This window comes from Sutterella wadsworthensis 2_1_59BFAA (genome assembly GCF_000297775.1).
Taxonomy (GTDB): domain Bacteria; phylum Pseudomonadota; class Gammaproteobacteria; order Burkholderiales; family Burkholderiaceae_F; genus Sutterella; species Sutterella wadsworthensis_A.
The window spans coordinates 33,798-60,788 of record NZ_JH815514.1 but is presented as its reverse complement, the minus strand read 5'-3'; the positions used below and the strand labels follow the sequence as shown (position 1 = coordinate 60,788).

At 61.5% G+C, this 26,991-nt stretch carries 20 protein-coding genes; 11 read left to right on the top strand and 9 right to left on the bottom strand.

Annotated features, from left to right (window positions below; all coding sequences use genetic code 11):
- Positions 1-14 precede the first annotated feature (14 nt).
- Both HMPREF9465_RS02360 and hemG read right to left on the bottom strand, forming a co-directional pair.
- The gene (locus tag HMPREF9465_RS02360; protein WP_005433727.1) at positions 15-1,697 is read right to left on the bottom strand and encodes an AMP-binding protein; all 1,683 of its coding nucleotides are present in this window, start codon (positions 1,695-1,697) and stop codon (positions 15-17) included.
- 252 nt (positions 1,698-1,949) lie between these two features.
- Complete coding sequence (gene hemG, locus HMPREF9465_RS02355; RefSeq protein ID WP_005433726.1) at positions 1,950-2,489, bottom strand: menaquinone-dependent protoporphyrinogen IX dehydrogenase; 540 nt, start codon at positions 2,487-2,489, stop codon at positions 1,950-1,952.
- A gap of 321 nt (positions 2,490-2,810) precedes the next feature.
- Here hemG and infA point away from each other — a divergent pair, with 321 nt between their 5' ends.
- Positions 2,811-3,074 carry a translation initiation factor IF-1 gene (infA, locus tag HMPREF9465_RS02350; protein ID WP_005433725.1) on the top strand — a complete coding sequence of 88 codons (264 nt, stop codon included), beginning with the start codon at positions 2,811-2,813 and terminating at the stop codon, positions 3,072-3,074.
- A 102-nt stretch (positions 3,075-3,176) separates the two neighbouring features.
- On the opposite strand, the gene HMPREF9465_RS02345 is transcribed toward infA, so the two are convergent.
- Genes HMPREF9465_RS02345 through HMPREF9465_RS02325 form a run of 5 tightly spaced genes read right to left on the bottom strand, consistent with a single transcriptional unit; the run spans position 3,177 to position 11,263 of the window.
- Positions 3,177-4,148: a phosphatidate cytidylyltransferase gene (locus HMPREF9465_RS02345; protein WP_005433724.1), complete on the bottom strand. Its 972-nt coding sequence runs from the start codon at positions 4,146-4,148 to the stop codon at positions 3,177-3,179.
- Entirely contained in the window at positions 4,145-4,759 is a 615-nt protein-coding gene (locus HMPREF9465_RS02340) for a lysophospholipid acyltransferase family protein (protein ID WP_005433723.1), read from the bottom strand. Before HMPREF9465_RS02340 ends, HMPREF9465_RS02345 begins: the two co-directional genes overlap by 4 nt.
- A gap of 55 nt (positions 4,760-4,814) precedes the next feature.
- Positions 4,815-6,296, bottom strand: a complete 1,482-nt coding sequence (tldD, locus tag HMPREF9465_RS02335; protein WP_005433721.1) for a metalloprotease TldD — start codon at positions 6,294-6,296, stop codon at positions 4,815-4,817.
- Between the two features lie 4 nt (positions 6,297-6,300).
- Positions 6,301-7,110 carry a nitrilase-related carbon-nitrogen hydrolase gene (locus tag HMPREF9465_RS02330; protein WP_005433719.1) on the bottom strand — a complete coding sequence of 270 codons (810 nt, stop codon included), beginning with the start codon at positions 7,108-7,110 and terminating at the stop codon, positions 6,301-6,303.
- Positions 7,111-7,159: 49 nt separating this feature from the next.
- On the bottom strand, positions 7,160-11,263 hold the full coding sequence (locus HMPREF9465_RS02325) for a YhdP family protein (RefSeq protein ID WP_005433718.1): 4,104 nt from the start codon (positions 11,261-11,263) through the stop codon (positions 7,160-7,162).
- Between the two features lie 473 nt (positions 11,264-11,736).
- Here HMPREF9465_RS02325 and HMPREF9465_RS02320 point away from each other — a divergent pair, with 473 nt between their 5' ends.
- From HMPREF9465_RS02320 to HMPREF9465_RS02310, 3 genes are all read left to right on the top strand, one after another.
- Complete coding sequence (locus HMPREF9465_RS02320) at positions 11,737-12,387, top strand: hypothetical protein (protein WP_005433717.1); 651 nt, start codon at positions 11,737-11,739, stop codon at positions 12,385-12,387.
- Positions 12,330-12,794 carry a hypothetical protein gene (locus HMPREF9465_RS02315; RefSeq protein ID WP_005433716.1) on the top strand — a complete coding sequence of 155 codons (465 nt, stop codon included), beginning with the start codon at positions 12,330-12,332 and terminating at the stop codon, positions 12,792-12,794. The genes HMPREF9465_RS02320 and HMPREF9465_RS02315 overlap by 58 nt, the downstream gene beginning before the upstream one ends.
- A gap of 81 nt (positions 12,795-12,875) precedes the next feature.
- Positions 12,876-14,591, top strand: a complete 1,716-nt coding sequence (locus tag HMPREF9465_RS02310) for a transposase (protein ID WP_005433715.1) — start codon at positions 12,876-12,878, stop codon at positions 14,589-14,591.
- Between the two features lie 613 nt (positions 14,592-15,204).
- On the opposite strand, the gene HMPREF9465_RS02305 is transcribed toward HMPREF9465_RS02310, so the two are convergent.
- A complete protein-coding gene (locus tag HMPREF9465_RS02305; protein WP_005433713.1) occupies positions 15,205-16,269 on the bottom strand; it encodes an IS110 family transposase in 1,065 nt (354 codons plus the stop codon).
- A 443-nt stretch (positions 16,270-16,712) separates the two neighbouring features.
- Between HMPREF9465_RS02305 and glnE the strand changes: the two genes are divergently transcribed.
- From glnE to dnaJ, 7 genes are all read left to right on the top strand, one after another.
- Positions 16,713-19,574, top strand: coding sequence for a bifunctional [glutamate--ammonia ligase]-adenylyl-L-tyrosine phosphorylase/[glutamate--ammonia-ligase] adenylyltransferase (glnE, locus tag HMPREF9465_RS02300; protein WP_005433711.1), 2,862 nt, complete (start codon positions 16,713-16,715; stop codon positions 19,572-19,574).
- A gap of 39 nt (positions 19,575-19,613) precedes the next feature.
- On the top strand, positions 19,614-20,588 hold the full coding sequence (locus tag HMPREF9465_RS02295; RefSeq protein ID WP_005433710.1) for a YheT family hydrolase: 975 nt from the start codon (positions 19,614-19,616) through the stop codon (positions 20,586-20,588).
- 88 nt (positions 20,589-20,676) lie between these two features.
- Positions 20,677-21,231 (top strand): VUT family protein, encoded by a 555-nt coding sequence (locus tag HMPREF9465_RS02290; protein WP_005433709.1) that lies wholly within the window; start codon positions 20,677-20,679, stop codon positions 21,229-21,231.
- Positions 21,232-21,373: 142 nt separating this feature from the next.
- Complete coding sequence (gene hemH / locus HMPREF9465_RS02285) at positions 21,374-22,414, top strand: ferrochelatase (RefSeq protein ID WP_005433707.1); 1,041 nt, start codon at positions 21,374-21,376, stop codon at positions 22,412-22,414.
- Between the two features lie 136 nt (positions 22,415-22,550).
- On the top strand, positions 22,551-23,168 hold the full coding sequence (gene grpE / locus HMPREF9465_RS02280; protein ID WP_005433705.1) for a nucleotide exchange factor GrpE: 618 nt from the start codon (positions 22,551-22,553) through the stop codon (positions 23,166-23,168).
- 334 nt (positions 23,169-23,502) lie between these two features.
- Positions 23,503-25,419 carry a molecular chaperone DnaK gene (dnaK, locus tag HMPREF9465_RS02275; protein ID WP_005433703.1) on the top strand — a complete coding sequence of 639 codons (1,917 nt, stop codon included), beginning with the start codon at positions 23,503-23,505 and terminating at the stop codon, positions 25,417-25,419.
- Between the two features lie 160 nt (positions 25,420-25,579).
- On the top strand, positions 25,580-26,731 hold the full coding sequence (gene dnaJ / locus HMPREF9465_RS02270; protein WP_005433701.1) for a molecular chaperone DnaJ: 1,152 nt from the start codon (positions 25,580-25,582) through the stop codon (positions 26,729-26,731).
- A gap of 74 nt (positions 26,732-26,805) precedes the next feature.
- Here the strand turns inward: dnaJ and HMPREF9465_RS13615 are convergent.
- A partial coding sequence (locus tag HMPREF9465_RS13615) for an ISL3 family transposase (protein ID WP_005433699.1) occupies positions 26,806-26,991 on the bottom strand: 186 nt, incomplete at its 5' end.

Genomic DNA, 26,991 nt, shown 5'->3' with positions numbered 1-26,991 from the left:
GGGCTGCAGCAGAATTATTGGATGTCCTTGAGCTCGCGGCGCAGGATCTTGCCCACGGCGGTCTTCGGGAGCGAGTCGACGAAGATGATCTCGCGCGGCATCTTGTAGCCCGTGAGCTGGGTGCGGCAGTACTTCTTGACGTCGTCGGCGGTGAGGGCGGGATCCTTGCGCACGATGACGGCCTTGACGGTTTCGCCGGACTTGGCGCTCGGAACGCCCACGACGCCCACTTCAAGCACGCCGGGCATGCTCGCGATCACGTTTTCGACTTCGTTCGGATAGACGTTGAAGCCGGAGACCAGAATCATGTCCTTCTTGCGGTCCGTGATCGTGATGCTGCCGTTCATGTCCATGTGGCCCACGTCGCCCGTGCGCAGCCAGCCGTCGCGAAGAACGGCGGCCGTCTCCTCGGGCTTGTTCCAGTAGCCCTGCATGACCTGCGGGCCGCGCACGCAGATCTCGCCTGTGTATTCGGGAATCTTGTCGGGCGACGGGCAACAGCCGAGGTCGCGGAAGCCTTCGCCGCGGATGGATACTTCGGTCGACGGGATGGGCACGCCCACCGAGCCGTCCCACGGAGCCTCGGGGATGTTGCCGCAGACGCCGGGCGAGCATTCCGTGAGACCGTAGGCCTCGAGGATGTTGCAGCCCGTCTGTTGCTTCCAGCGTTCGGCGATGGTGCGCTGCACCTGGGAGCCGCCGCCCGCGGTGACCTTGAGGCGCGTGAACTTGTGGGCGCAGAAGATCTTGTTGTTGAGCATCGCGGTGAAGAGCGTGTTGACGCCGACGATGATGGAGAAGTCCCACTTGGCGCATTCCTTGGCCAGCCCGTCGATGTCGCGCGGGTTGGTGATGAGCACCATGTTCGCGGCGAACTGCGTGAAGGAGAGCGTTGCCGTGAGGGAGAAGATGTGGTAGAGCGGCAGCGCCGTGAGGGCGACTTCCTCGCCTTCCTTGCAGGCGCTCGCAAGCCAGTAGCCCACCTGCTGGAGGTTGGCGAGGAGGTTGCGGTGCGTGAGGATGGCGCCCTTGGCAACGCCGGTCGTGCCGCCCGTGTACTGCAGGAAGGCGATGTCGGTGTTGTGGATCTCATGGGCGGTGAAGCCGTGGCGGCGGCCGATCTCAAGCGCTTCGTTGAAGCCGACGGCGTTCGGGAGCGAGTATTCGGGCACCATCTTCTTCACCTTGCGCACGACGAAGTTGACGAGCGTGCGCTTGAAGAACGGGAAGAGGTCGCCGACAGCGGTCGTGATGATGTGCTCGCACTTCGTGCCGGGCAGGGCGTTCTGGAGTGTCTTGGCGAAGTTCTCGATGATGATGATCGCCTTCGCCTCGGAGTCGCGCAGCGTGCCGTTGACCTCGCGGGAGGTGTAGAGCGGGTTGATGTTGACGACGATGTAGCCCGCGCGCAGGCAGGCGTACATGGCGATGACGTACTGCAGAAGGTTCGGCATCATGATGGCGACGCGGTCGCCGGGCTTGAGGCCGAGACTCTGGAGGTAGGCGGCGAGTTCCTTGGTGAGCGCAGCCGTGCGGCTGTAGGTCAGGCCGCAGTCCATGTTGGTGTACCCCACCTTGTCGGGGTAGCGCGCGGCGATGTCGTCGAGGACGGCCGGAATGCTCGGATAGCGGTCCGGATTGATTTCGTGCGGGACGCCTGCGGGGTAGCTCTTGTACCAGGGAAAGCTTTGAGTCATGTCTTAGTGATCTTCGAATTCTTGCGATGGTGGCCGGCCTGAGCCGGCGGTGCGGATGCGCCCGAAGGAAGGCTTGGCTCCCATGGCCCGCGCCGTTGATGAACATCGGCGAAAGGCGGACAAGCGCACCTAGCTTAAGTTTAGCGGCACGAGGACGCGAAAACGAGGTCAAAAAACACGACTTAACCCCTATATGCGCAAAAAGCCTCCGGATTCCGGAGGCTTTTCGTGTGCGGAAACTGAGCGGAAGGCTTAGGCTTCGAGCGTCAGGCAGTGGCGGGCGTAATCTTCAACGGCTTCCCAGTCGGTGTAGTCGATGACGGCCGTCATTTCCGTCGGGCCCTTGGTCATCTTCATGATCATCTGGATGAGCTTGGCGTCGATCCAGCTCCAGTTCGGGTAGTCGACTTTGCCGGCGAAGCACTTGACGTCCTTCGGGTGCCACGGGTTGTTCTCAAGGAACTTGCGGCAGTAGACGTTGCCTTCGGGCGTGGCCTTGGCCGGGTTGCGGGCGATGACGGTCACGTTGAAGAAGCTGTTGGGCTTGGCGTCGAGGACGGCCTTCCAACGGTTGACGAAGGCGAGGAACTGCTTGCGGAACACGCCGTAGAGGACGGGAGCGCCGCAGATGACAAGGTCGTACTTGTTCCAGTCGACGCCTTCGCGGTCGGCTTCAAGCACGTGCATCATGTCGGCCTGGTGGCCTTCGGCAATGATGGTTTCCCAAATGCGGCGGGCGATACGAGCGGTATGGCCGGAGCGGCTGTCGTAAACAACAAGCACCGTCTTCATGTTCTATTCTCCAAAAGGGTCGCCGGCGCGCAGGCGAGCGCACGCCGAAAAATGTGTTTCAAGAGCAGGGCTTTCGCAGGTCTTCCCTACTCCCGCCTGTATTTTAGCCAAGTGTATATTGTCCGAGCCTTAACCGTATGGGGAGAAACGACGAAGATTGCGGGTAAAACCCGATGTTGCAAGGACAATCAGTGCTACAATCACGCACTTGTGACGGCGACCGTTCGCCGTCGATAGTTTCACCCATCGCCGTGTCCGCCTGCTGCCCGACGTGCAGCCTTTTTTTGTTTTTGAGGACCCGGCGGATCAACTTGGAAGAATATGGCAAAGGAAGATCTCATCGAGATGTCGGGCCAGGTGCTTGAAGTGCTGCCCGATGCCCGTTATCGCGTCAAACTTGACAACGGTCATGAACTGGTGGCCTACACCAACGGCAAGATGCGCAAGCATCACATCCGCATTCTCGCGGGCGACAAGGTGTCCCTCGAGCTCTCGCCGTACGATCTGACCAAGGGCCGCATCACCTTCCGTCACATCGAAGGCCGTCCGCCCGCCGGTGCCCAGAACGGCAACCGCCGTCGCTAAGAGGCCCGGTCGTCAGACCGCGTGAAAAAATGAAAAACCCCCGAAGCCGCATGGCCCGGGGGTTTTCTTTTGGTCGTTCCTTCCGGACGTCCGTCCTTCTGCTTAGAACGCGTCCTTGTAGAGGATGAAGAATGTGATCGTCAGATGGTAGAAGACGGGGGCCGCGAAGGTGAGGGGAGCGAGGCGCGCAAGCGTGCCGCGCGTCATGTAGATGTCTCCTTCGCCTGCAAGGCGCGTGGCGCCCATGCTGTGGCGCACGGAGTTGATGACCAGGTCGCCCATCACGCAGGAGGCCGCGATGATGACGGCCATGATGACGGCCTGCCAGGCGCGGAACGGCGTGATCCAGAACATGGCCGCACCGGCGAGCACGCCGCAGAAGGAGCCGATGAGCGTGCCCTTGATCGTGCGGTTGGAGTTGAAGCTCAGGGTCTTGCCGCCGAAGAAGGAGCTGGCGATGCTCGAGGCGAGGTCGCTCACGAATACGACGAGCAGGAAGAAGAGGAGCAGCAGCGGACCGGACGAGTTGTAGCGCGTCAGGTCGAGCGTCGCGATGGCGGGTGCGTGGCTCACGCAGAAGACGCAGAGCATGACGCCCCACTGCACCTTGGCGACGCGCTCGAGATAGCGCTCCGTGTCCTTCGTCATGGCCATGATGACGGGCAGCGCGAGGAACAGGTACGTCGGAATGAAGAGCGTCGTGAAGTACGAGAGGTCGAAGCCGATGAGCGCGTACTGCACGGGAATCGCGATGTAGAACGCGACGACGAGCGCATTGTGGTCGGTGGGCTTCGTAGGCGTGATCGCGATGAACTCCCTCAGCAGGAAGAAGCTGATGAGCGCGAAGAAGACGAGAAGCGTGGCCTGGCCGAGCGCGAAGGCGATCGTGAAGACGACGATGAGCCACCAGGACATGCGCACGCGGGCATTGACCGCAAGCAGGCGGGCGCGATGTTCGGGATCGCTGCTGCGGTTCAGGGCCCAGTTGGCGTAGAAGGTGCCGGCGGCGGCAAGAAGCGCGAGGCCGACGAGAAGGATGCCGTAGGCCTCCTGAATGGTGAATCCGAGTCTCATGGCTGTGCTAGGGAGATGATGGCGTTGCGGGCGCGTTCAAGGAAATCCTCCTTCAGGTCTTCGGGAGAATGCTCGAGCGGGGCGCCGAAGCGGATGGAGCAGACGGTGGGAACGGGAAGCAGCACGCCCTTGGGCATGGCGCGGTGCAGGTTCTCGATGTAGACGGGAATCAGCTCGACCTGAGGAAATTCCTTCATCAGGCGCCAGATGCCGGACTTGAACTCGCTCGGCAGCGGTTGGGGACGGCGGGTGCCCTCGGGGAAGATGATGAGGGAGGAGCCTTCCTGTAGCGCCTGACGCAGGGGATCGAGCGGATTGCTGTGTTCCGTGCGGCGGCGGTCGACGAGCACGACGTTGAGCTCGTCAAGCGCGATGCGGCGGCGAAGCAGGCCCTTTTCCCAGTAGTCCTTGGCGGCGACGGGGCGAACGAATGGACGGAGCTGCGGGGGCAGCGAGGCCCAGATCACGATCGTGTCGAGATGGCTCGTGTGGTTGGCGAAGTAGATGCGCTGTTTGGAGGACGGCGCACAGCCCTGCCAGTGGGGGTAGGCGCCGACGAGCAGCCTCGTGAGCCACACGATGGGCGTCATTAGCTTGAACGATTTGAACACGATATGTTCCTGTTTTAAGGGAATCTAAACATTATAAACCGCACGGCTGGTACGCTTAAACGGCATTTTCCGCAGTGCCGCCAACGGTCAGCGCATCGATGCGGATGGTGGGCATGCCTACGCCCACGGGTACCTGCTGGCCGTCCTTGCCGCACTGTCCCGTGCCCTCGTCAAGTGCAAGATCGTTGCCGATGAGCGGGATGTGCTTGAGGGCCTCGGGACCCGAGCCCGATAGCATGGCGCCGCGCACGGGGTGAGTGAGCCTGCCGTCCTCGATCATCCAGGCGCGGCTCATCGCAAAGACGAACTTGCCGTTGGTGATGTCGACCTGCCCGCCGCTGAAGTTGCTCGCGTAGATGCCTCGTTTGACCGACTTGACGATGTCGGCGGGATCGCAGTCCCCGGGCGTCATGAAGGTGTTGGTCATGCGCGGCAGGGGCAGCGTGGCGAAGCTCTCGCGTCGGCCGTTGCCCGTCGGGGCGGTTCCGAGAACGCGGGCGCTCGTGAGGTCGTGCATGTAGCCCGTGAGGATGCCGTCTTCGATGAGCGTCGTGCGCGCGGCGGGCGTGCCTTCGTCGTCGGCGCAGATGGAGCCGCGCGCTAGTCCGATCGTGCCGTCGTCGACGACCGTGACGCCGGGGGATGCGACGCGCATGCCGATCCTGCCCGTGAAGGCGGAGGTGCCCTTTCTGATGAAGTCGCCTTCAAGTCCGTGGCCCACGGCCTCGTGGAGCAGAATGCCGGGCCAGCCCGGACCGAGCACGACGGGCATGATGCCTGCAGGTGCGGGTGCGGCGCCGAGATTGTGGATTGCCTCCGAGACGGCGTCGCGAGCCCACTTACGGATGCGCTCCCGCGTGAAGAACTCAAGCCCCGCGCGTGCGCCGCCTCCGGCCGAGGCTCGCTCGCGCCTGCCGTTTTCCGAGGCGATGACCGAGATCGAAAGGTAGACCATGGGGCGGATGTCGCCCGAAAGCAGGCCGTCAAGGCGGCAGAGGAGCGTTGCATCCGTCTCGCACTGAAGGGTGACGACCACGTCTGTGACCCTGGGATCCGCCTCGCGCGCCAGGGCGTCGGCCTCGCGGATGAGCTCAAGCGCCTGTGGCGTGTGCATGTTCGAGGATGCGTCCTCCGTCCCGCAGCAGGGCCTGTAGGAGCCGGGGGTGAGGCAGGCGGGGATGACGACGCCTGGGGCGCCCTCGGGGGAGTAGGCGGCCGAGGCGACCACGGTGCCTGCAGCATCGAGAAGCGAGACGGGCGTGAGCACGTCCGTGTAGGCGAGCGTGGAGGTCTCGCCGCAGACGGTGCGCAGTCCTGCGCCCCTGTCGATGGAGAATCCGCCCGTCTTGACGGCGCCCTCGTCGAGAATCCAGGAACGGGAGACGGTCTGCTGAAGGTAGATGTCCGCCCAGTCCGCGCCTGCCGGCGTCATGCGGCCGAGCACCTTGAGAAGCGCGCCGTCGTCGAGTCCCGTGCCCGAGTAAAAAAGCGCTTGAGCGGCTGAAAGCCGCTCAAGCGAGGATGTGAATGTCGTCATGTGTTCAGTAGATCGTGCGCGAGGCGAGCGCGGGAAGCGTGCTTCGGACGTTCTCGAGCTGGCTGCGCTCGATGTTGCCGATCACGATGCCCGTCCCGGAGGCGAGCTCGCTCACCATGCCGCCCCAGGCGTCGATGATTCTGGAGTGGCCCCAGGTGCGCCTGCCGCAGGCATGGTGTCCGCCTTGGGCGGCCGCTGCGACGAAGCACTGGTTCTCGATGGCGCGTGCAGCGAGCAGCGTCGCCCAGTGGGCGCGGCCCGTCATTTCCGTGAAGGTCGCGGGCAACACGATGAGGTCGGGCTGGGAAAGGCCGCGGAAGAGTTCGGGAAAGCGCAGGTCGAAGCCGAGCGAGAGGCCGACGGAGAAGGACTCGCCGTCCCAGGTCGTCATCCTGAAGGTGACGGGGGACTTGCCGGGTTCGATGTAGATGCGCTCGTCGTAGAACTCGGTCTTGTTCTGCAAGCGGAAGAGATGGATGCGGTCGTAGCGGGCCGCGATGTTGCCTTCCGGATCGAACACGAGCGAGGACTGCGTGTAGTGGGTGGCGTCCTTTCCCTTGAGCGGAATCGAGCCAGCGACGACCCAGAGGCCGCAGCGCATGGCCGCCATGCGCACGGCATCCTGGATCGGGCCTTCGCCGACGGCTTCGGCAATGCCGAGGTTGGCGGCGTCGCCCGCCATCAGGGCGAAGTTCTCGGGGAGCACGACGAGATCGGCGCCCGAGTCGGCGGAGGCCGAAATGAGGTTGACGGCGTCGAGAACGTTCTGTTCGGGATCAATGCCCGAAATCATCTGGCAGGCGGAAATGCGCATGGTGTCAAAAGAAAGGGATGTTGTGTCCGCACATTGTAGCGGATGCGTTCTAGTCGAAAAGCGGGCGGATGCGCTCGCCGGGCGCGGCGGGCTTGATTTCCGCGCCGAGTTCTGTTCGCGAGGCCTTCTCGACGACGGGGTCGTCGAACGGGCCCTTGATCTCGTACTCCATGCGGAACATGTTCGAGAGCTGGTCCTTGAGAACCCACTGCGTGAGGAAGGTGCCGATGCCGACGGCGGGGTTGATGATCGAGAGCGCAAGCGCCGGCCCGCCCGCGTTGATGGCGGGGAGAATGATGGCGTCGAGGTCGAGCGTCTCCCTGACGAGGCTGATGCTGCCGCCCACCATCACGGTGGCGGACGAGCCGAGGACGGAGGCCTTCGGAATGCTCAGGACGCCGTTCTTCACCGTGCCCGCAACGTGGGCGGAGTCGAATGCGAAGCCCTTGCCGAGCACGTCCCTGAAGTCGAGCGTGAGCCTGCGCAGAAGGTGCTGCATCGACAGCAGGCTCAGCAGGCGGCCTGCGCCGGGCTCGATCTGCAGGAATTCGCCGCGCTTCATCTCACTTGAGAAGGAGCCCCTGAGCGTGGAGAGGTCGGGGCGGTGAGGCGCGTTGTTCCAGGAGAGGTCGGCGTGCAGGGTCGTCGGCGCGCCGTTCACGGCGTGCGGAATGTCGAGGCTCGCCAGAAGCTTGCCCGCGTCCGGAATGTTGCCGTCGATCGAGACGGAGGTCTCGCCCGACTTGCCGGGCGTGTGCACCCAGCTACCTCGTGCGCGGATGACGCTGCCCGCATTGCGAAGGGCCGCCTCGGTGATGCGCCAGACGATGTTGCCCGCCTCGACCCTTCGGCTGGCCTCGAACTCAACCTTGCCGAGGTGACGCTTGCCCACCTTGAGGTCGTCGATGACGAGTGAGATGTCGGGCAGGTCGGAGACGGTCGTGACGGCCTCCTGCCTGGCGCTCGGCACGAAGCTCTCGGCCTTGCTGTCGGGAAGCGCGAAGCGGGTGAGGTTGACCTTGAGGCGTGCATGGGCCTCGCTCGTCGCCTGGTTGTATTCGATCTGTCCTGCGGCGTCGTCGCCCGCCACCCTGACGTGCCAGTCGTTCTTCGCAAAGCGTCTGGCCGTGAGGCTGAGGTTGCGGAACTCCTTGTCCGACCAGAGGGCGCCGCCGATCTCGGCTTCGACCATGGAAATGCGGTCGACGGCCGACTCCCCGGCTGCGGTCCTGCCGCTGCCGGGCTTCGCGGGACTTTCGTCCTGAAGAATGTAGGGCTGCCAGTCGTCGATGGACGCACGGGGCGTCTCGACGCGGATTGCGATGCCTTCGGCGGGAGCCCGCATGGGTGCGGATCCGAGGCCTGCGTAGCCGTGCCTGAGCGAGAGGCCGTCCTTGTCGCGGGTGAAGCGAAGCGCCACGGCGGCGCGTCCGGGGCTCGATACGTCGACGTGCATGGCCTTTTCGGGAAGCGTGACGCTGAAGGTCGTGGGCCACTTCTCGCCCGCCGCCTTTTCATAGGGCTCGGGCAGCGTACTCGCGATGCCGTCGAGGTCCGTCCTGCCGGTGACGGCGAAGCGGCTCTTCGTGAGCCCGATTTCGGCGTCGACATGAACGGGAGACGTGCCCGTGAGCTTTTTGAAGAAGAGCTCGGCGACATCAATGCCGAGGAAGTGCTCGAGTTCGGCTGTCGTCGGCTCGGCATCGATGCCGAGCGTCATGACGCCGTCCTTCGTTTCGGCGGTGACCTTGACGGGCTTGCCGCCGGGACTCGTGCCCGTGAGGGGCGCGGGCGTGACGACGCTCTTTTCCGTGATGTGCAGGCTCCCATTGACGCCCGAGACCGTCGGCAGGTTGAGGCCGTAGTAGAAGGTGGCGTTGCGGATGTCCGCATCGATGTTGACGCGCAGGTTTCTGACGATGTCGCCGGAAAGGGGAATATGAAGGTTCATGCGCACGTCGGCGGCGCCCGAACCTTTGCTTTCGGCGAACGCGGAGGAGAGGATGTCGTTGAGCATCCTGCCCTGATTGAGATAGCGGAGCACGCGGCCGAGGTCTCCCTGGGCGCGGCCCGTGATCTCCAGATCGGCGTCCGTGTAGGACTTCATGCTGACGACGACGTCGCTTGCCTTGAGGTCGTGCGAGGTTGCGCTCCGGCCGCGGATTTCGAAGCCGTTTCCGATGAAGGCGAGGTGCGCGTCGATGTTGTTGAGAACGGGCCAACTCGAGGCGGTCTCCCAGCTGCCGTCGGCCTTCCTGACGTGCGAGGGGAGGAAGTCGAGCCTGCCGCCCGTCATGTCGGCCTCGATCGCAAAGTGTCCGTCGTTCTTGTGCTTGCCGTCCCAGGGAAAGTGCTCAAGCGGTCCCTTCACGATGAAGGTGCCGTTGGAGCCGCTGCCGCCGAGAATGCCGGCCTCTAGCCAGTCGAGCACGTCGTCGCCCACGACGAGCGGAATGTAGTCGGGCACGGCCGTCGCCCTGGCCCTGCTGATCGTGCCGTTGAGCTCAAGCGTGCCGGGGCCGCCCGTCGCCTGCCAGCTGCCGCTTCCCTTGAGCGCGGCGTCCGGATTCGAGGCCTCGAAGGACGGAAGACGGACGGTGAGCGTCGGATGGGGCACGATCTCGGCGGTTGCCTTGAGCGTGTCGAACTTCATGTCGGAGTGACGGAAGATGCCGGGGAAGGAAAGGGTCGACTTCGGGCTGTCGAGGACCACCTTGAAGCCCTCGCCGTTCTTGAGGGGGGAAATCGAACCCGAAATGGCCCTGATGCCGGGAATGCCGTCCGCAGCCTTGAGGGAGAGGTCCTTGAAGGTGGCGGCGGGACGCCAGTTGCCGGGGTCGGAGGGATTGCCCGAGAAGGCGACGCTGACGTCCTTCAGGTAGCCCTCGGGGGCGTGTGCGGTCACGAAGGAGCGCACGGCGTCGTCAAGCGGAAGCTCGGGAACGAGGGCGATGAGCGAGCCGATGTCGAGGCGCGAGACGGTGATGGCACCGTCGGAGATCTGGCCCGCGCTGTCGGTCCTGATCGTGACCGAGGCGTCGGTGGGCTTGAGGCGGCGACGGTCGGCCGTCATGAAGTCCAGCTTCCTTACGCCGAAGGTCTGTTCGGCGCGATCGCCGAACGAGCCGTTGTAGTAGAGGCGCGATTCGAGCCAGGCAAGCTTCAGGGGCTCGAGATTGTCGGCGAGCTGAGTGTGGATGTCGAGCAGCGCGACGTCGGCCGTGGCGCTCGTGATGCGGCCGTCCGCAAAGCCCGCCCAGACCTCGGCGGCGCCCGAACCCGAGGACATGAACTGCGGGAAGCCCGCGCGCGAGAGAAGCTTCGCGACGTCGGCGTGCGAGAAGCGCACGTAGGCCTGTCCCTTCCAGGTCAACGGGTTCGACGTGTCCGTGAAGATGTGGCGGTCGATGCGGGCCACGGCGGTGAAGCATTCGCCCTGCTTGTGCGGACTCTCCTCGGCGCTGATGTGAGCGGTGCCGTCGACGGCGACTCGCCAGTCGAGAAGCGTCTGCTCGAAAACGACGTTAGCGTTCATGACGCGGACTTCGGCGGCGCCGGGGCTGTAGCGGTCGTCATAGGTGATGGTGCCGTTGACGAGCTCGAGCTTCTTCTGCGCGAGTAACCAGGCGGCGACCCTGCTGTCGCCGGAAGCGGCGAAGTTGGATTCCTCGTCGCTTCCTTCGGGGAGATTGACGACGAAGCCCGCGATGTCGAGCGTCGTTTTGTCGAGACGGGTGATGCGCAGGTCGGGACTGCTGATGCGCAACAGCTGGAAACGTGGCTCGAGATGCCAGAGCGAGGACCAGGCGAGTCTTGCCTTGACTTCGGGGAGCGTGAGCGAGACGGGGCCGCCCGGCCTTGCAAGCTCGAGCTGCCTGACGGTGATGACGGGCCAGAAGCGCTCGAAGCCTGCGGAGAATTCGCCCGCATGGACGTCGACGCCCGCGGCTTCGGAGACGAGTGCTGTGATTTCATCCCTGTAGTGGTCGGCCTGCGTCATGAAGAAAACGCGGGTGCCGATGACCAGGATGCAGATGATGAAGTAGAGCCAGACGGCGAGCTTCACGATCGGCTGGGAGAAGCTGAGCTGCGTCGCGAAGTTGCCGCGACCTCTGTAGCTGATCGAACGGCGGCGGAAAAAATTTTTCTTCATCGGCGGCGGTGCAGAGTCTGAGATCTTTTGACAGAACCCGTGCGCCGCAAGCCTCTCATTTCAATGGGAGGTAAGGCGCACAAAGTTTTCGAACGTGAAGTAACATTGTCCTATTTATACTACCACCCCTTCCTACATTGTCGAACTTCCGCTTCGTGTGAACGATCAGCAGAATCGTTTTCTCGAAAAGGCGTTTGAGTTAGGACGTACGCATCTACAATGCGACGCTCGGGACAGCTCTCGGGTGTCTGCAGCGCATGCGTGAAACGCAGGAGTGGCGGGTGGCACGGGACATGCCCAAGGGGAAAGCACGCACGAAAGCGTTCAGTGCTGTTCACTAAGCCTTTGGACTAACCGAGTTCGGCCTTACGATCATTGCGAATAATCATCGCAAGGCGAGCGGTCGAAAAGACATTGGCGCTCATGAAGCGCAAAGTATTGGCAAAGCGGTCCGGAGGGCTCTACAGCGTCACATGTTCCGGAAAGCCGGCAGACCTCGCTTCAAATCCTTCAGGCGTGGACTCAATTCCATCGAAGGCACGAACAATCAGGAAATCATGTACAAGCCCGAGCGTGGAGCCATTGTCTGGCGCAAGCACGTGATGACGTACATGAAGCCCGACACCGGCTACATGAAGGAGGCGCTCGCCTCCGACCGGCGCGTGAAATACTGCCGAATCGTGCGCAGGACGCTCAAGGGCGTCAGGCGCTGGTTCGTGCAGCTCGTGGTTGAAGGCCTGCCGCCCGTTCGCAAGGTCTATGCGTCCAAATGCGAGGTCGTCGGCATCGACCCGGGTTCAAGCCGGATTGCTTATTTTCATGAGCGTCATGCGGCCATAGTCGAGGTTGCACCTCACGTGGATCTGAAGGAGCCGAAGATCCGTCTTCTGCAGCGAAGGATCGACCGTTCAAGACGAGCGAACAATCCCGACGGAACCGTGAAAAAGGGTTCGTCGACTTGGAACACAAGCAATCGCGGACGCAGGACGGCGGCACGATCAAAATTGAGAAAAACAATTACCGATCTTTTCAACGCTGCTTCGGACGGTCGACAAACCGGAGGGGAATGGGTGAGTTTGTGGAGCATCTCAAACGCAAGGCTGAAAGCGCCGGCTGCGAGGTGATCGAACACAATGCCTATAAGCTGAAGATGTCGCAGTACGATCCGCAAACGGATGCGTACCGCAAGAAGCCGTTGAAGGAAAGATGGCCCCGCTGGGGAAACACCGGCACGCTCGTGCAGCGAGACGCCATGAGTGCGTTTCTGGCGTGCCATGCCACTGAAAAAGGACACGACCGAGCCCTTCTCCTGGAGAAGTGGACGACTGCGGAAGCACTGTTGAGCGGCAGCGGTCTGTGTCGTCATGAACCTTGTAGCGACCCTGAAGTATCGAAAGACGCTTCGAGGCTCACGAAGCCGAATTGCGGGAGCAAGGCGGAACGGGAATACATGGTCAGCTCCCCGTTTGCAAGCCTAAAAGTCGTCGAAAGACCCCACGAAACCCTGTTGGGAGTAGGTCTTTTAAACTAAAAGTCCGTGAAACACACGGACTTTTTATTGACTCCAATAGTGCACCTATAATATAATACAGGTACACCATTGGAGCAGATTATGGGACGTCCTCTCACTGGAAAAAAGCATGTTGGAATTCGTCGTGACACCCGCCCGAATGGCGATGTTTACGTGTATGAACGCGTCACCGGATATGACGCCAAGACGCAGAAAACCAAGACGATCTCTACCCGACTTCTTGGAAAAATCCTGGCCGGAACGACGGAAATGATCCCGACTCGCCCCAAAAAATCGCGTTCTGAGGTTGTAGAGCCTCCGGTTGAAGCTGTGCGCACGCATGTCGGACTGCAGACAATTCTCGAATGGGCCGGAAAGGAATCGGGCATCGATGAGGATCTGAAGACATGCTTCGAGATTGGGGAGGCTCAGAAATTGAGTTCAATCGCCCGATATTGGGTTGCCACTGATGGTGATACGCTGCCTCGCATGGAGACGTGGCAGATGATGAATCCGTTGCCTTACGAGTACCCCATCACGCAGGATGTGTACGGCAAGCTTTTTGCGTCTGTCGGACGTAATGAGTCAGGCGTGCAAGCCTATTTTCGAAGCCGTGCTCAAAGAGTTTCCTCGTCGGGCTTGAATTTGGCTCTGGACACAACGACCTTTTCTACATATTCGAAGAATCAAATCGAAGCGCGTCAGGGATTCAACAAGGATGGCGACGGACTGGATACGATCAAGCTTCTGGTCCTGTATTCAGTTGAGAATCGAGAACCGGTAGCTTTCAGCAAGCAGCCGGGAAACATTCCGGACAAGATCTCGCTGGCAAATTCTCTACGGCAGCTTGAGGTGCTGGGTCTCTCTGCACCGGTTATCGTGGCTGACAACGGCTTTTACTGTCAGGCCAACATGACGTACCTCGCGCGGGAGCACGTGAAGTTCCTGATGCTCGCCAACAGCACCGACAAATGGGTTCGTGAAGAAATTGATGCTGTTCGCGAAGAGATTGGCGCTTTCGAAAATTCCTGTCCGTTTGATGTCGGTGTCAATGCCGTCATGCGTCGTCGCCAGCACGATTTCAGCATCGTTCGTCAGCGCACGCGCGGCAACTACGAAGCAGGACAGACTGAAACATTCACCCGGCGATTGTATGTTCATGTTTGTTACAAGCCGGAAGCAGCTCCGATTCAAGAAAGACGTCTCAAGGAGAGCCTTTTTTCAATCAAGAAAGATTTGGAAGATGGTGTTGAAGAATTCCGACCTGCCGCCCAGAAGCTGATCGACAACTTCCTCATCGTGAAGCGCACAAGCAAAGGCGTCAAGGTTTCCTTCAAGAATGAAAAGATCGAAGAAGCCAAGCGATACTGGGGGTACTTTGTCCTCGTGAGCAACGAAATTTGCGATCCCTTTGAAGCTCTGAAAGCATACCGCTCCCGCGAAAAGATTGAAGAGTTGTTCGCGACCTACAAGGACAGCTTCGACGGACGCAAGCCCAGAACGTGGTATCCGGAAAACCTTTACGGCAGACAATTCGCACAATTCGTCGGGCTGGGCTATCACTGCTTCCTGACGAAGAGAATTCAGGATGTGAAAAAGGGGCTTGCCCAAAAGAGCACTGAAAAGAAAACGAAGGAAGAGTTGAATCTCGAAGAAAAGCTGCTTGCTTGGCTCGATCAGCACTCACTGATTCAAATTCTTGATTGGTTCCGTTGCGTCGACTACGTTGCTACGACAGGTAACGACAGTGCTTCCAAATGGGCCACGGAAACAACCAAACGCGATCAGCTATTCCTCAAGCTGCTTGGTGTCAGTTGAATCGTGGCCGCATTAGACGACTTTTAGGTTGCAAGTGTTCGGGGCATTTTTTGGGGTACAACTCCCCCTGGAGGGCGCGCCCATGCGCGTCCTCCATCCAATACGTGGCGAAGCCACACCACTAAATTTGTAAAGTCAGATTACGGAATCGAGAAGGCTTTCATATGACAAGCAGCTGCCTGCCCGGGTTTGGTTCCCCATTCTCTTCGTGAGCGCAGCGCCCGGTAAGTCGCTCGAAAGGCCTCGTCGACTTGCGCACAACAAGCTTTCAGCAGACTCTATTTCCTTCCTTTTTGAGCGCGCACTGCGCGCCTGTAACTCATTCAGACTTCTACCAGAAGAAACCTGCTGCAACTCATTCGAAGTTGAAGAAAGGGCTTCACTGAAATACATCCGCGGTCAGGAGGTATTCATTCCTAAACCTCCGCCGACATAGTGAGATTCGGGGCAATAGAGGTGCTTTATTAAGAGGGTGTGATTAACGCTAACTACGCGATATCACATTACCGTTCACAGCATCACTCTATTGCGTTGAGCACGATTCGTCACTAGTAGTTGCCTTCGTAGTCCTTGGCGGGAATTGGCCGATGATCGCTCTGTGCGATATGCACCTTTAACAGCTTAGTACAGATGTGTAATCGACCTTGTCTTTCATCAGACGATAAATGATTCGAGCTAACTTGGCTGCGATGGCGCAGACAATGACGCCATGTTTCTTTCCGCTGTCTCGCATTTTTCGCACCCAGTCACCGAAATTCCCTTTCCACTTTTCCGTGTGCATGAGGACGAGTTGGGCGCACTGCACGAGATTGGAGCGAAGCCTCTTGGGCCCACATTTGGTGATGTGGTTGAGCGTGTTGTTGCCGCCGGTGCTGTTCTGCTTTGGTACAAGCCCGAGGGAGGCCGCGAACTGCCTGCTGTTCTTGAAGCGCCCGATGTCGACGCCAATATGAACCAGCAGTCCTACTGCCGTCTGAGGTCCAACGCAGGGAACCGTCATGATGCGCTTTGCATTGGCATCCGTTGCAGCCACCTGTTCCAGCCGCCTCTTGGCTTCCTCCTCTTGCTGAAGAAGATTGAGCCAAATCTCACGCCTGCGCTTAAACGAAGCCATCACGTCCTCAGGAATAAGCTCGGCATGCTTTTCAAGATGTGCCACCATGCGGGTCTTAATGAACTTCGAAGATTTTCGGACGGGACATCCGAACTCTTCGAGTCCCGCGTGGATCTGATTGCCTGCTTGAATGCGCAACTCCTGAAGGCTCTTATACTCGTTCTGCAGAAACTGCAGGGACTGCTGCTGTTGACTTTTAATGTAGACGTACGTGGTACCTGGTACGAAGTAAAGCTTGGCGATATAGGCGGCGTCACGCAGGTCATTCTTATGATTGATATTGCGAAGTGCCTTTACGTCGGCCCCTTTAACAAGGCGCACCTCATGACCGAGATCAGCGATACTCCGAGCATGGAACATGCTGCCCTTGCATGCCTCCATCAGGACAACAGCCTGAGGCAGATTGGACAGAATCTCCCGAAGCTTTGCATAGGAGCATCCATCCAGCCTTAAGCAAATTTTTCCGTTCTCATCGTAGCCGATGACATCGCAGTGATCTTTCGCGAGGTCAACGCCGATGACTTTCACGATTTTGCTTTTAGTCGAATTTTGTGTAGTATTCATGTCGAAGCACTCCTCTTGTCGTATGAGTATCAGGACTCAATGGCACTTTGATGCCGGTGTACTCGCATGGGCCCCGAGCCCGCTAGCGAGAGAAAAGAGAGAGTGCTTCTTTTTTTGCCCGTTTGTCAAGTTCTGCATGGATGGTCTCCGGTGTTCGATGCCCCTTGGGAGCTGACCATCTAATTAAGAGGTCTGCCGCGCACACTTTGTACGGACGGTGACGTTTAGGCGGCTTTGCCCCCTAAAAGAGCTGTCTGACGGTCAAAGTGAATCCTCTGTCTTCAGACAGGGGAGCTTCAAAGGCATTGAACTGCAGGGCGAAGGACCTCCAACAGCGGTGCGGCGCCCGACACTCTCCTTGAGACCGTGCCGATTTGGCTAGAATGGGCTGACGGGGTCGCCCCATGAATTCAATAGATACTTTCCTGCTTTCGGAGTCCTTCATGCCCTCACTGACTCTTGAGGACGTCGTCCGCTTCTCGCCCTTTGTCGCACGGTCGTTGTCGGCCATGCATCCCGGAGAGGACGCTCGGGCGTGCCTCGCGCATTTTGAGAGGATCGTCGAGGAGACGTTCCCGCGGGAGGCCATGGAGGCCGAGGCGGCGGCCGCGGCCGACAGCCAGACGCTGCGCATGAAGCTCAGGGAGATGAGGCGCCGCCTCATCGTGAACATCATCGGGAGAAACGCGACGGGTCGCATCGACTACTTCGAAGTCGTGAGGCTCATGAGCGACTTCGCCGAGACGGCCGTCACGGCGACGGTGAAGGTCAACGCCAGAGAGCTGGCCGAGCGTTGCGGCGTGCCGTACGGCATGTCTGGACGTCCCCAGGACCTGATGGTCGTGGGCATGGGCAAGCTCGGCGGCCGAGAGCTCAACGTCTCCTCCGACATCGACCTCATCTTCCTCTTCGACGAGGAAGGCGAGACGCGGGCGACGCCCGAATTTCCGAACGCCCGCCGCACGCTCACCGTGCAGGAGTTCTATGAAAGGCTGGCAAGGCGCGTGATTCCCGCCCTGAACGACATCGAGGGGCCCGGCTTCGTCTTCCGAGTCGACATGCGCCTGCGTCCGAACGGCGAGTCGGGTCCGATCGTGTGCTCGACGGACATGCTCGAGGAGTATCTCTACACGCAGGGCCGCGACTGGGAGCGCTTCGCCTGGCTCAAGGGCCGCATCATCAACGAGCCCGTCTTCTCGGCGCCTGAGGACTTCGAGCAGCAGAAGCGGAACGTCTCGTCCCTCGTGCGTCCGTTCGTCTTCAGAAAGTATCTGGATTTCAACGCTATTTCGTCGCTCACGCGCCTGCACGAGATGATCCGCGCCGAGACGGCCAGACGCGAGCTCGCCCGCGGCGGCACGTGCATCAACGTCAAGCTCGGACGCGGCGGCATCCGCGAGATCGAGTTCCTCACGCAGACGCTTCAGGTCATCCGCGGCGGACGTGATCCGCTTCTTCGCGGGCGCGAGACGCTCGCGATGCTCGAGGTGCTCTCGGGCGACGGCGGCATTTCCGCCGAAATGGCCGCGAGGCTTTCCGAGCACTACGTCTTCCTGCGCAACGTCGAGCATGCCATTCAGTATGTCAACGACGAGCAGACGCAGCGCCTCCCGAAGGAAGGCGAGGGACTCACGGCCGTGGCGGGCCTCCTGGGCATGCCCGCCGACGAACTCTGGAGCCGTCTTGAGGGCGTGCGCGAGTATGTCGCCGCCGCCTTCGACAGCGTCTTTCAGGTCCATGAGCCCGCCGCAGACACGGCCGACTGGCCCACGGGCTGGGAGACGGGCACGTCGAGCGCGAGCGAGGCGCTCACAGGAAAGCTCAGATCTCTGGGCTACGGCGATGACGTCGACGAGCTTGTCTCGCGCATCATGCGTCTTGCCTCGGCCCGTGCGGGCCGAAGCCTCTCCGACGAGGCGAGGAAGCGCCTTCAGAGCCTGATTCCCGTCGTGGCCGAAGGATGTCCGGAGTGGCTTCCCAAGGACGGCCCGCGCGTGGTGCCGGCGGTCGAGGTGTTCTCCCGCTATCTGAAGCTGCTTGAGGCGATCGCGGGCCGCTCGACCTACGTGGCGCTCCTCTCGCAGTATCCGAAGGCCGCCGAGCGCGTCGGACGCGTGCTGGCGGCGAGCCGCTGGACGGCCGACTACATCGTGCGCCATCCGATCATCCTTGACGAGCTCGTCGACGGACGCATCCACGAGATGGACGACTTCACGCCCGTCGACTGGAGCGAGTGGGCGGACAGGCTGCATCGTGCGCTCGTCGAGGCCGATGGCGATCAGGAGCGCCAGATGAACGCGCTTCGCGACGCCCATCACTCCGCCGTTTTCAGGCTGCTGATCGCGGACCTTGACGGCCGCTTCACGGTCGAGCGCCTGGCGGACCATCTCTCGGCGTTGGCCGACGCCGTGCTCGAGGAGGTGCTCGATCTGGCCTGGGTCAGCATGACGAAGAAGCACTGCGACCGTCCGAAGTTCGCCGTGATCGGCTACGGCAAGCTGGGCGGCAAGGAACTCGGCTACGACAGCGACCTCGATCTGGTCTTCATCTATGACGATCCCGATCTGGAGGCCGACCTCACGTACAGCCGCCTCGTGCGCCGCATGATGAGCTGGCTGACGATTCAGACGTCGTCGGGCAAGCTCTTCGACGTGGACCTGAGGCTGCGTCCGAACGGCGACAGCGGCCTCATCGTGTCGTCCTTTGACATGTTCAGCCGCTATCAGAGGAACGCCGACGGCAACGGCGCCTGGTTCTGGGAGCATCAGGCTCTCACGCGCGCCCGCTTCGTGGCGGGCGATGCGGACGTGGGCAAGCGCTTCGAGGACGAGAGGCGCGAGATCCTGATGATGCCGAGAACGCAGGACGAGGCCCGCGCGAGCGTGCTCGAGATGCGCAGGAAGATGCTCGACGGGCATCCCAACCGCACGGCGCTCTTCGACATCAAGCACGACCGAGGCGGCATGGTCGACGTGGAGTTCATCGTGCAGCTTCTCGTGCTCACGCACTCCGCGGAGCATCCCGAGCTGGTTAACAACTTCGGCAACATCCTGCTTCTTGAAAAGGCGGCCGACCTCGGCCTGACGGATCCCGCCGTTTCGGCGCCCGCCGTGAGGGCGTATCGACGCTACCGCGCCCTGCAACACGAGATCAGGCTCAATGCGGGCGAAGGTGTGCCCGTGCGCGTTCCTGCGGACATGATCGAGGCCGAACGCGAGGCCGTGCTCAAGCTCTGGAGAACGGTGTTTGAGACCGATGCGCCTCTGAGAGAGGGCGATACGTTCGATCGGTCCGAAACGCGCTAGACTGTCGGACGATCGATTTTCCATCAACCGGAGCATGTGATGCCCATTGTCGTTCCTGATTACAAAGCCCCGTCCTGGTGTCCCGGCGGTCATCTTCAGACCGTCATTCCCGCCAAGTTCATGCCGAGGCCCGCGATCGAGTACAGGCGCGAGAAGGTTGAGCTTCCCGACGGCGACTTCATGCTCTGGGACTGGGCCGTGCCCGAGCCCGCCGATCCGTCGGCGCCCGTACTTGTGCACTTCCACGGGCTCGAGGGCTCGAGCCGCAGCCACTATGCCGAAGCGCTGATGGCGGCCTGCACCGAGCGCGGCTGGCGCGGCGTCGTCGCACACTTCAGAAGCTGCGGCGGCGAGATGAACAGGCTTCCGCGCGCCTACTTCGCGGGCGACAGCGACGACTGCGAATGGGTGCTCAGGACCGTGCACGAACGCTTCCCCGACGCGGAGCTCAGGGCCGTGGGCGTGAGCCTCGGCGGCAACCAGCTCGCCAAGTACCTCGGGGACCGCGGAACCGACGCGGGCTTCCTGACGGCGGCCGTTTCGGTGGGCGCACCGCTCGACCTCGTGGCGGGCAGCGAGCGCATCAGCAAGGGAGTCAACACTTTTTATGCCGACATGTTCCTTCACACGCTCCGCCAGAAGCTCGAGCTCAAGGCGAAGCAGTTTCCCGACGTGATCCGCGAGGAGGACGTGAAGGCCTGCCGCACGATGTTCGACTTCGACAACACGTACACGGGGCCGATCCACGGGTTCCGCTCGGCGATGGAGTACTGGCAGAAGTGCTCGGCCAAGACGGTGCTCCCCGACGTGCGCGTGCCGCTTCTGCTGCTCAATGCAAAGAACGATCCGTTCCTGCCGCCGTGGTGCCTTCCGACGGCGGGCGAGATGAGCGCCTTCGTCACGGGAGATTTTCCCGAAGAGGGAGGACACATCGGATTTCCACAAGGACGGGTTCCGGGCAACATCAATTATCTGCCGCAACGTATAATGCGCTTCTTCGACACCGGCAGCTGAACCGTCTGACCGGGTGTCAGCCTCTCGTCAATTCCTTCTTTTGGGCAAGCGCCGGCTTTCCGACCGGTAGCCCCTGGAGACCCGCAAGATGCCTTTCAGCATGTCCGGCCGCACCGTCGGCCTCATCAGCCTCATTCTCTTCATCCTCACCATTCCCGCAGGCAACTGGGTGGTGATGAACGTCGGCACCGTCTGTCCGCCCGACAGCCCCTGCCTCATTCCCGTCTGGCCCGGCATCATGTCGCCGTCCGCCGTGCTCTTCGCCGGTCTTGCGCTCATTCTGCGCGACGCGGTCCAGAGCCTGCTCGGCAAGCGCTGGACGCTGGTCGCGATTGCCGCAGGCGCCGCGCTCTCCGGCATTCTCTCCGAGCCCGCGATCATTCTCGGCTCGACCTGCGCCTTCCTCTTCTCCGAGCTGGCCGACTTTGCCGTCTACACGCCGCTTCGCGAACGTCATCTGACGCTGGCCATCGTGCTCTCCGGCCTCGTGGGCTCGATCGTCGACTCCGTGATCTTCCTCTCGCTCGCCTTCGGCTCCCTTGACTTCATCGTGGGTCAGGTGATCGGCAAGTTCTGGATGAGCCTTATTGCGGGCGCCATGATCATCATGTGGCGCAGTACCCGCCGCGCACAGGCCGCCTGAAGAAGCACCTCAACCTGATTCCAGCAGCCGCCAGGGTACGCCCTAGGCGGCTGTTTTCGTTCATGACGACTGCGGACGGACTGCGGACGAGGCCCTTTGCGGCGCGGCGTGAAAAAGCGTTCCTTAAGAAAGGTGTCCCAGAATGGGGTACAACCACGAATCCGTTTCCAGACCTCACCGTTCCATGGCTAATTCGAACAAAATCGCGCTTCTTTTGATCAATACGGGGAGCCCCGACGCCCCGACCGAAGAGGCCGTCCGCCGCTATCTGGCCGAATTCCTCGGCGACAGGCGCATCGTCGAGCTTCCCCGATGGAAGTGGTGGCCGATTCTGCACGGCATCATTCTGCGCACGCGTCCGAAGAAGTCCGCCGAACGATACAGAGGCGTCTGGACCGACGAAGGCTCGCCGCTCATCGTGCACACGAGGCGCACGGCCGGGGCGCTTGAGGCTGAGCTCGGGATTCCGGTCTACTGGTCCATGCGCTACGGCAGCCCGTCGACGGCGTCCGTCCTCGACAGGATGAAGGCCGACGGCGTCGGCCGCGTCCTCGTCATGCCCATGTTCGCGCAGTATGCCTCCCAGACGACGGCGGCCTGTCTGGACGGCGTGAGCGAATACCAGCTTTCTCATGTCGATGCGCCTGCGGTGCGCACGATTCACGACTATCACGACGATCCCGCCTACATCGACGCGCTTGCCGCGCACGTGCGCGCCTATTGGGACGAGCACGGCTCTCCCGTGAGCACGGGCGGCCGCCTCGTCATGAGCTTCCACGGCATCCCACAGGCAAGCAGCAACCGCGGCGACGTCTACGAGGCGCAGTGCCTGCGCACTGCGTCGCTTCTCGCCGAAAGGCTCGGCCTTGAGGAGGGCGCGTGGAGCGTGTGCTTCCAGTCCCGCTTCGGCCGCGACGAGTGGCTTCGTCCGTATACCATCGACAGCGTCAGGGAGCTGGCCGAAGCCGGCGTGCCGCGCATCGACGTCGTGTGTCCGGGCTTCGCTGCCGACTGTCTGGAGACGATCGAGGAGATCGATGACGAGCTTCGCCGCGAGTATCTGGCCGCCTTCAGGGACGATGCAGGGGCGGAATTCCACTACATTGCCGCACTCAACGACTCGCCCGAGGCGGTGAAGGCCTACGCCTCGATCGTGAGGCGCGAGGCTGCGGGCTGGATCTGACGCACGGACGGCGCATGAGCGGACTTGAAAAACGCCGCACCGTCCCCATATAAGAAGCAATCTATTGGGCCCACGGAGCGGACTCCCGGGCCGACCCAGTTTCCAGGCGTCTGGCGACGCTCATACGGAGTGACATATGACTGAAAATACTCAGAACCAGGAAGTGAAGGAAGAAGCCGGCTGCTGCTGCCAGGGCAAGTGCGCCGAAGAGGGCCAGGCCTGCGGCTGCGAGGGCAAGGAAGCCTGTACGGGTGAAGAGGCCAAGCAGCCCGAAACGCCCGAGCAGACGATCGAAACGCTTCAGACGGCTCTGAAACTCTCCGAAGCCAAGGTGATGGAGCACTACGACCTCTACGTGCGCGCCATGGCGGAGCTTGAAAACACCCGCCGCCGTTCCTCCGAGGAGGTTCAGAAGGCCCGCAAGTTCGGCATCGAGAAGTTTGCCGAAAACCTGCTGCCCGTCGTCGACAGCCTTGAGAAGGCCCTCGAGGTCACGAAGAATGAGGAGGAGAACCCCGTCCGTGAAGGCATGCTCGCCACGTACCGCCAGTTCATGCACGCCCTCGACGTCTCCGGCATGAAACCCGTTGATCCGAAGGGCGAGGCGTTCGATCCGCACCAGCATCAGGCCATCGCGATGGTGCCCGCTCCCGAAGGCGTCGCCTCCGGCACCGTGGTCGAAGTCTTCCAGCGCGGCTGGGTGATCGCCGACCGCGTTCTGCGCCCCGCCATGGTGAGCGTCGCTCAGGGCTGAGAAGCCCGAACACAGCCGCTCTGATCAGAAGGCGTCCCGTCGGGGGGCGCCTTTTTTCTTGATGGGCCTTAGAATGGAAAAGTGATGTTTTTCCCTTGCGGGGCAAGGCCTTGCGGTGGTGGATGTAATTATTTTTGACAAACCTTCGGCAGAAGGCTTGAAAAAAAAGGGGGCATCCCCATATAGGGATTAAGGTCGTTCGCAGGCTGAGGAGATTCCGCCTGCGGACACGTTAGTTTTTGAACGGTCCGAACGCTCCTGCGTGTGCCATGTGCCGCGCCTCAAGATGACGACGTTTCGGACGAAAGGTTTTCTTTTAGAGGATTAAACCACTATGGCGAAGATCATTGGTATTGACCTTGGCACCACCAATTCGGCCGTTGCCGTGATGGAAGGCGACAACATCAAGGTTATTGAAAACAGCGAAGGCGCCCGCACGACCCCGTCCATCGTTGCCTACATGGACAACGGTGAAGTGCTCGTCGGCGCCCCGGCCAAGCGCCAGGCTGTGACCAATCCGAAGAACACGCTCTTTGCCGTGAAGCGTCTCATCGGCCGCCGCTTCGACGACGCCGAAGTCCAGAAGGACATCAACCTGATGCCGTTCACGATCATGCGCGCCGACAACGGCGACGCTTGGGTCGAAGCTCAGGGCAAGAAGCTCGCTCCGCAGCAGGTCAGCGCCGAAATCCTTCGCAAGATGAAGCAGACCGCCGAAGACTACCTCGGCGAAGCTGTCACGGAAGCCGTCATCACGGTTCCCGCCTACTTCAACGACTCCCAGCGTCAGGCCACGAAGGACGCCGGCCGCATCGCCGGTCTTGAAGTGAAGCGCATCATCAACGAACCGACCGCTGCCGCGCTCGCCTTCGGCATGGACAAGGGCGGCAGCAGCGACCGCAAGATCGCCGTGTACGACCTTGGCGGCGGCACGTTCGACATCTCGATCATCGACCTCGCCAACATTGACGGCGACAAGCAGTTTGAAGTGCTCTCCACGAACGGCGACACGTTCCTCGGCGGCGAAGACTTCGACCAGCGCCTCGTCGACCACCTGATCAACGAGTTCCGCAAGGACACGGGCGTCGACCTCTCCAAGGACGTTCTCGCCCTGCAGCGCCTGAAGGACGCCGCTGAAAAGGCCAAGATCGAGCTCTCGAGTCGTCAGGAAACCGAAATCAACCTGCCGTACATCACGGCTGACGCCACGGGTCCGAAGCACCTCAACGTCACGGTCACGCGCGCCAAGTTCGAAGCCCTCGTCGAGGACCTCGTCCAGCGCACCATCGAGCCGGTCCGCAAGGCCCTGCGCGATGCCGGCACGTCCACGTCCGACATCACCGACGTCATCCTCGTCGGCGGTCAGACCCGCATGCCGCGCGTTCAGGCCGTCGTGAAGGAATTCTTCGGCAAGGATCCGCGCAAGGACGTCAACCCCGACGAGGCCGTCGCCATCGGCGCCGCCATCCAGGGCTCCGTCCTCACCGGCGAACGCCGCGACGTGCTCCTGCTCGACGTCACCCCGCTTACGCTCGGCATTGAGACGCTCGGCGGCGTGATGACCCCGATGATCAAGCGCAACACGACGATTCCGACGAAGCACAGCCAGGTGTTCTCGACCGCTGAAGACAACCAGCCGGCCGTGACCATCAAGGTCTACCAGGGCGAACGCGAAATGGCTGCCTCCAACAAGCTCCTCGGCGAGTTCAACCTTGAAGGCATTCCGGCGTCTCCGCGCGGCTTGCCGCAGATCGAAGTCACGTTCGACATCGACGCCAACGGCATTCTTCACGTGGCCGCCAAGGACAAGGCCACCGGCAAGGAAAATACCATCACGATCAAGGCCAGCTCCGGGCTGAGCGAAGACGAGATCGAACGCATGGTGCAGGACGCCGAAGCCAACAAGGAAGAGGACCACCGCCGCGCCGAGCTCGCTCAGGCCCGCAACCAGGCCGACGCCGCCGTCAGCCAGGTCCAGAAGACCCTGAAGGAATTCGGCGACAAGGTGGACGGTGCCGACCGCGCCGCCTGCGAAGACGCCATCCGCACGGTTGAAGAGAAAGTCAAGGGTGAGGACAAGGCCGCCATCGACAAGGCCGTCGAAAACCTGATGGCCGCCGCTCAGAAGATCGGCGAAAAGATGAACAAGGCCGCCGCCCAGCAGCAGGCCGCTCCGGAAGACAACGCCGCCGGCAGCAAGCCCGCCGACGATGATGTGGTCGACGCCGACTTCACGGACGTCAAGAAGTAATCCGTGAGTGACGGCAATCCGGGAGCCCCGGCTCCCAGGCTGATTCGGTCTTGAGTCAGCGCATCAAACGAAGGGTCGGTTCGCTCACGCGATGCCGGCCCTTTTCGAGTTTTGAAAAAATCAAAAAGAAGACGGGGTAGCTCCCCGCAGGGATTGGGTAATGTCTGATCGCGATTATTACGAGGTGCTCGGCGTCGGCAAGGACGCTTCCGCCGACGACATCAAGAAGGCCTATCGTCGCATGGCCATGAAGTACCATCCGGACCGCAATCCGGGTGACAAGGTCGCCGAAGAGAAGTTCAAGGAAATCGGTGAAGCCTACGCCGTGCTTTCCGACGACCAGAAGCGCGCCGCCTACGACCGCTACGGCAAGGCGGGCGTGGATCCCAGCGCTGCGGGCGGTCCCGGCGGCTTCGGTGGCTTTGGCAACATGAACGGCGCCGACTTCCAGAGCGCCTTCGGCGACATCTTCAGCGACATCTTCGGCGGTGGCGGCATGCGCGGCGGCCGTGCCGCCCGCGAGCAGGGCATCCGCGGCAACGACGTGCGCTTCGAGCTGGAAATCTCGCTTGAGGACGCCGCCATGGGCCGCACGATGGAGATCCGCGTGCCCGCCTGGGACGAGTGCCAGTCCTGCCACGGTACGGGCTGCAAGCCCGGCACGTCTAGGAAGACCTGTCCGACCTGTCAGGGCCATGGCGCCGTGCGCGTCTCCAACGGTCTCTTCCAGGTCCACCAGACCTGCCCGAAGTGCCATGGTTCCGGCCAGATCATCTCCGATCCGTGCCCGAACTGCCAGGGCGTGGGCAAGATCCGCACGACCAAGGTCGTGGAGGTCAAGATTCCCGCCGGTATCAACGACGGCCAGCGCATCCGCATGTCGGGCCGTGGCGAGCCGGGCATGAACGGCGGAGAGTCGGGCGACCTCTACATCGAGATCTCGGTCAAGCCGCACGACATCTTCTCGCGCGACGGCGACGACCTTCACACCGAGCTTCCCGTCTCCTTCGTGACGGCGGCGCTCGGCGGCGAACTCACGGTTCCGACCCTTGAGGGCGAATCGCGCATCACGCTGCCCGAAGGCACGCAGTCCGGCAAGACCTTCCGCCTGCGTGGCAAGGGCGTGAAGAACCTGCGCACGGGCGAGCCCGGCGATCTCTTCCTGCACATCTCCGTGGAGACGCCCGTCAACCTCTCCACCAAGCAGAAGAACCTGCTCCGCGAGTTCGACGCCTCCCTCAAGGAAGGCGGCGACAAGCACAATCCCAAGACGCAGGGTTTCTTCGACCGCATGAAGAGCTTCTTCAAGTAAGGCGCCGTCAGGGACCTCCCTGATGCGATCGCCGAAAAGGGCACACGCCTTCGGACGGGTGCCTTTTTTTAGGTTCATCTCGGAAGTCCGTGGAACGCGGCCTTGACTTTTAAGAAAAAGTACAGATCGTCTCGGAAGCCATAAGCTCGTCGCTTAATTTGCTTGATTTTATTGTTGACACCTTCAAGTACAGAGGTGTTGATCTTAAAGTCCGCGGCTGCAATGATGCCCTGCACATAGCCCCTGAGGTTCTTGCCGAA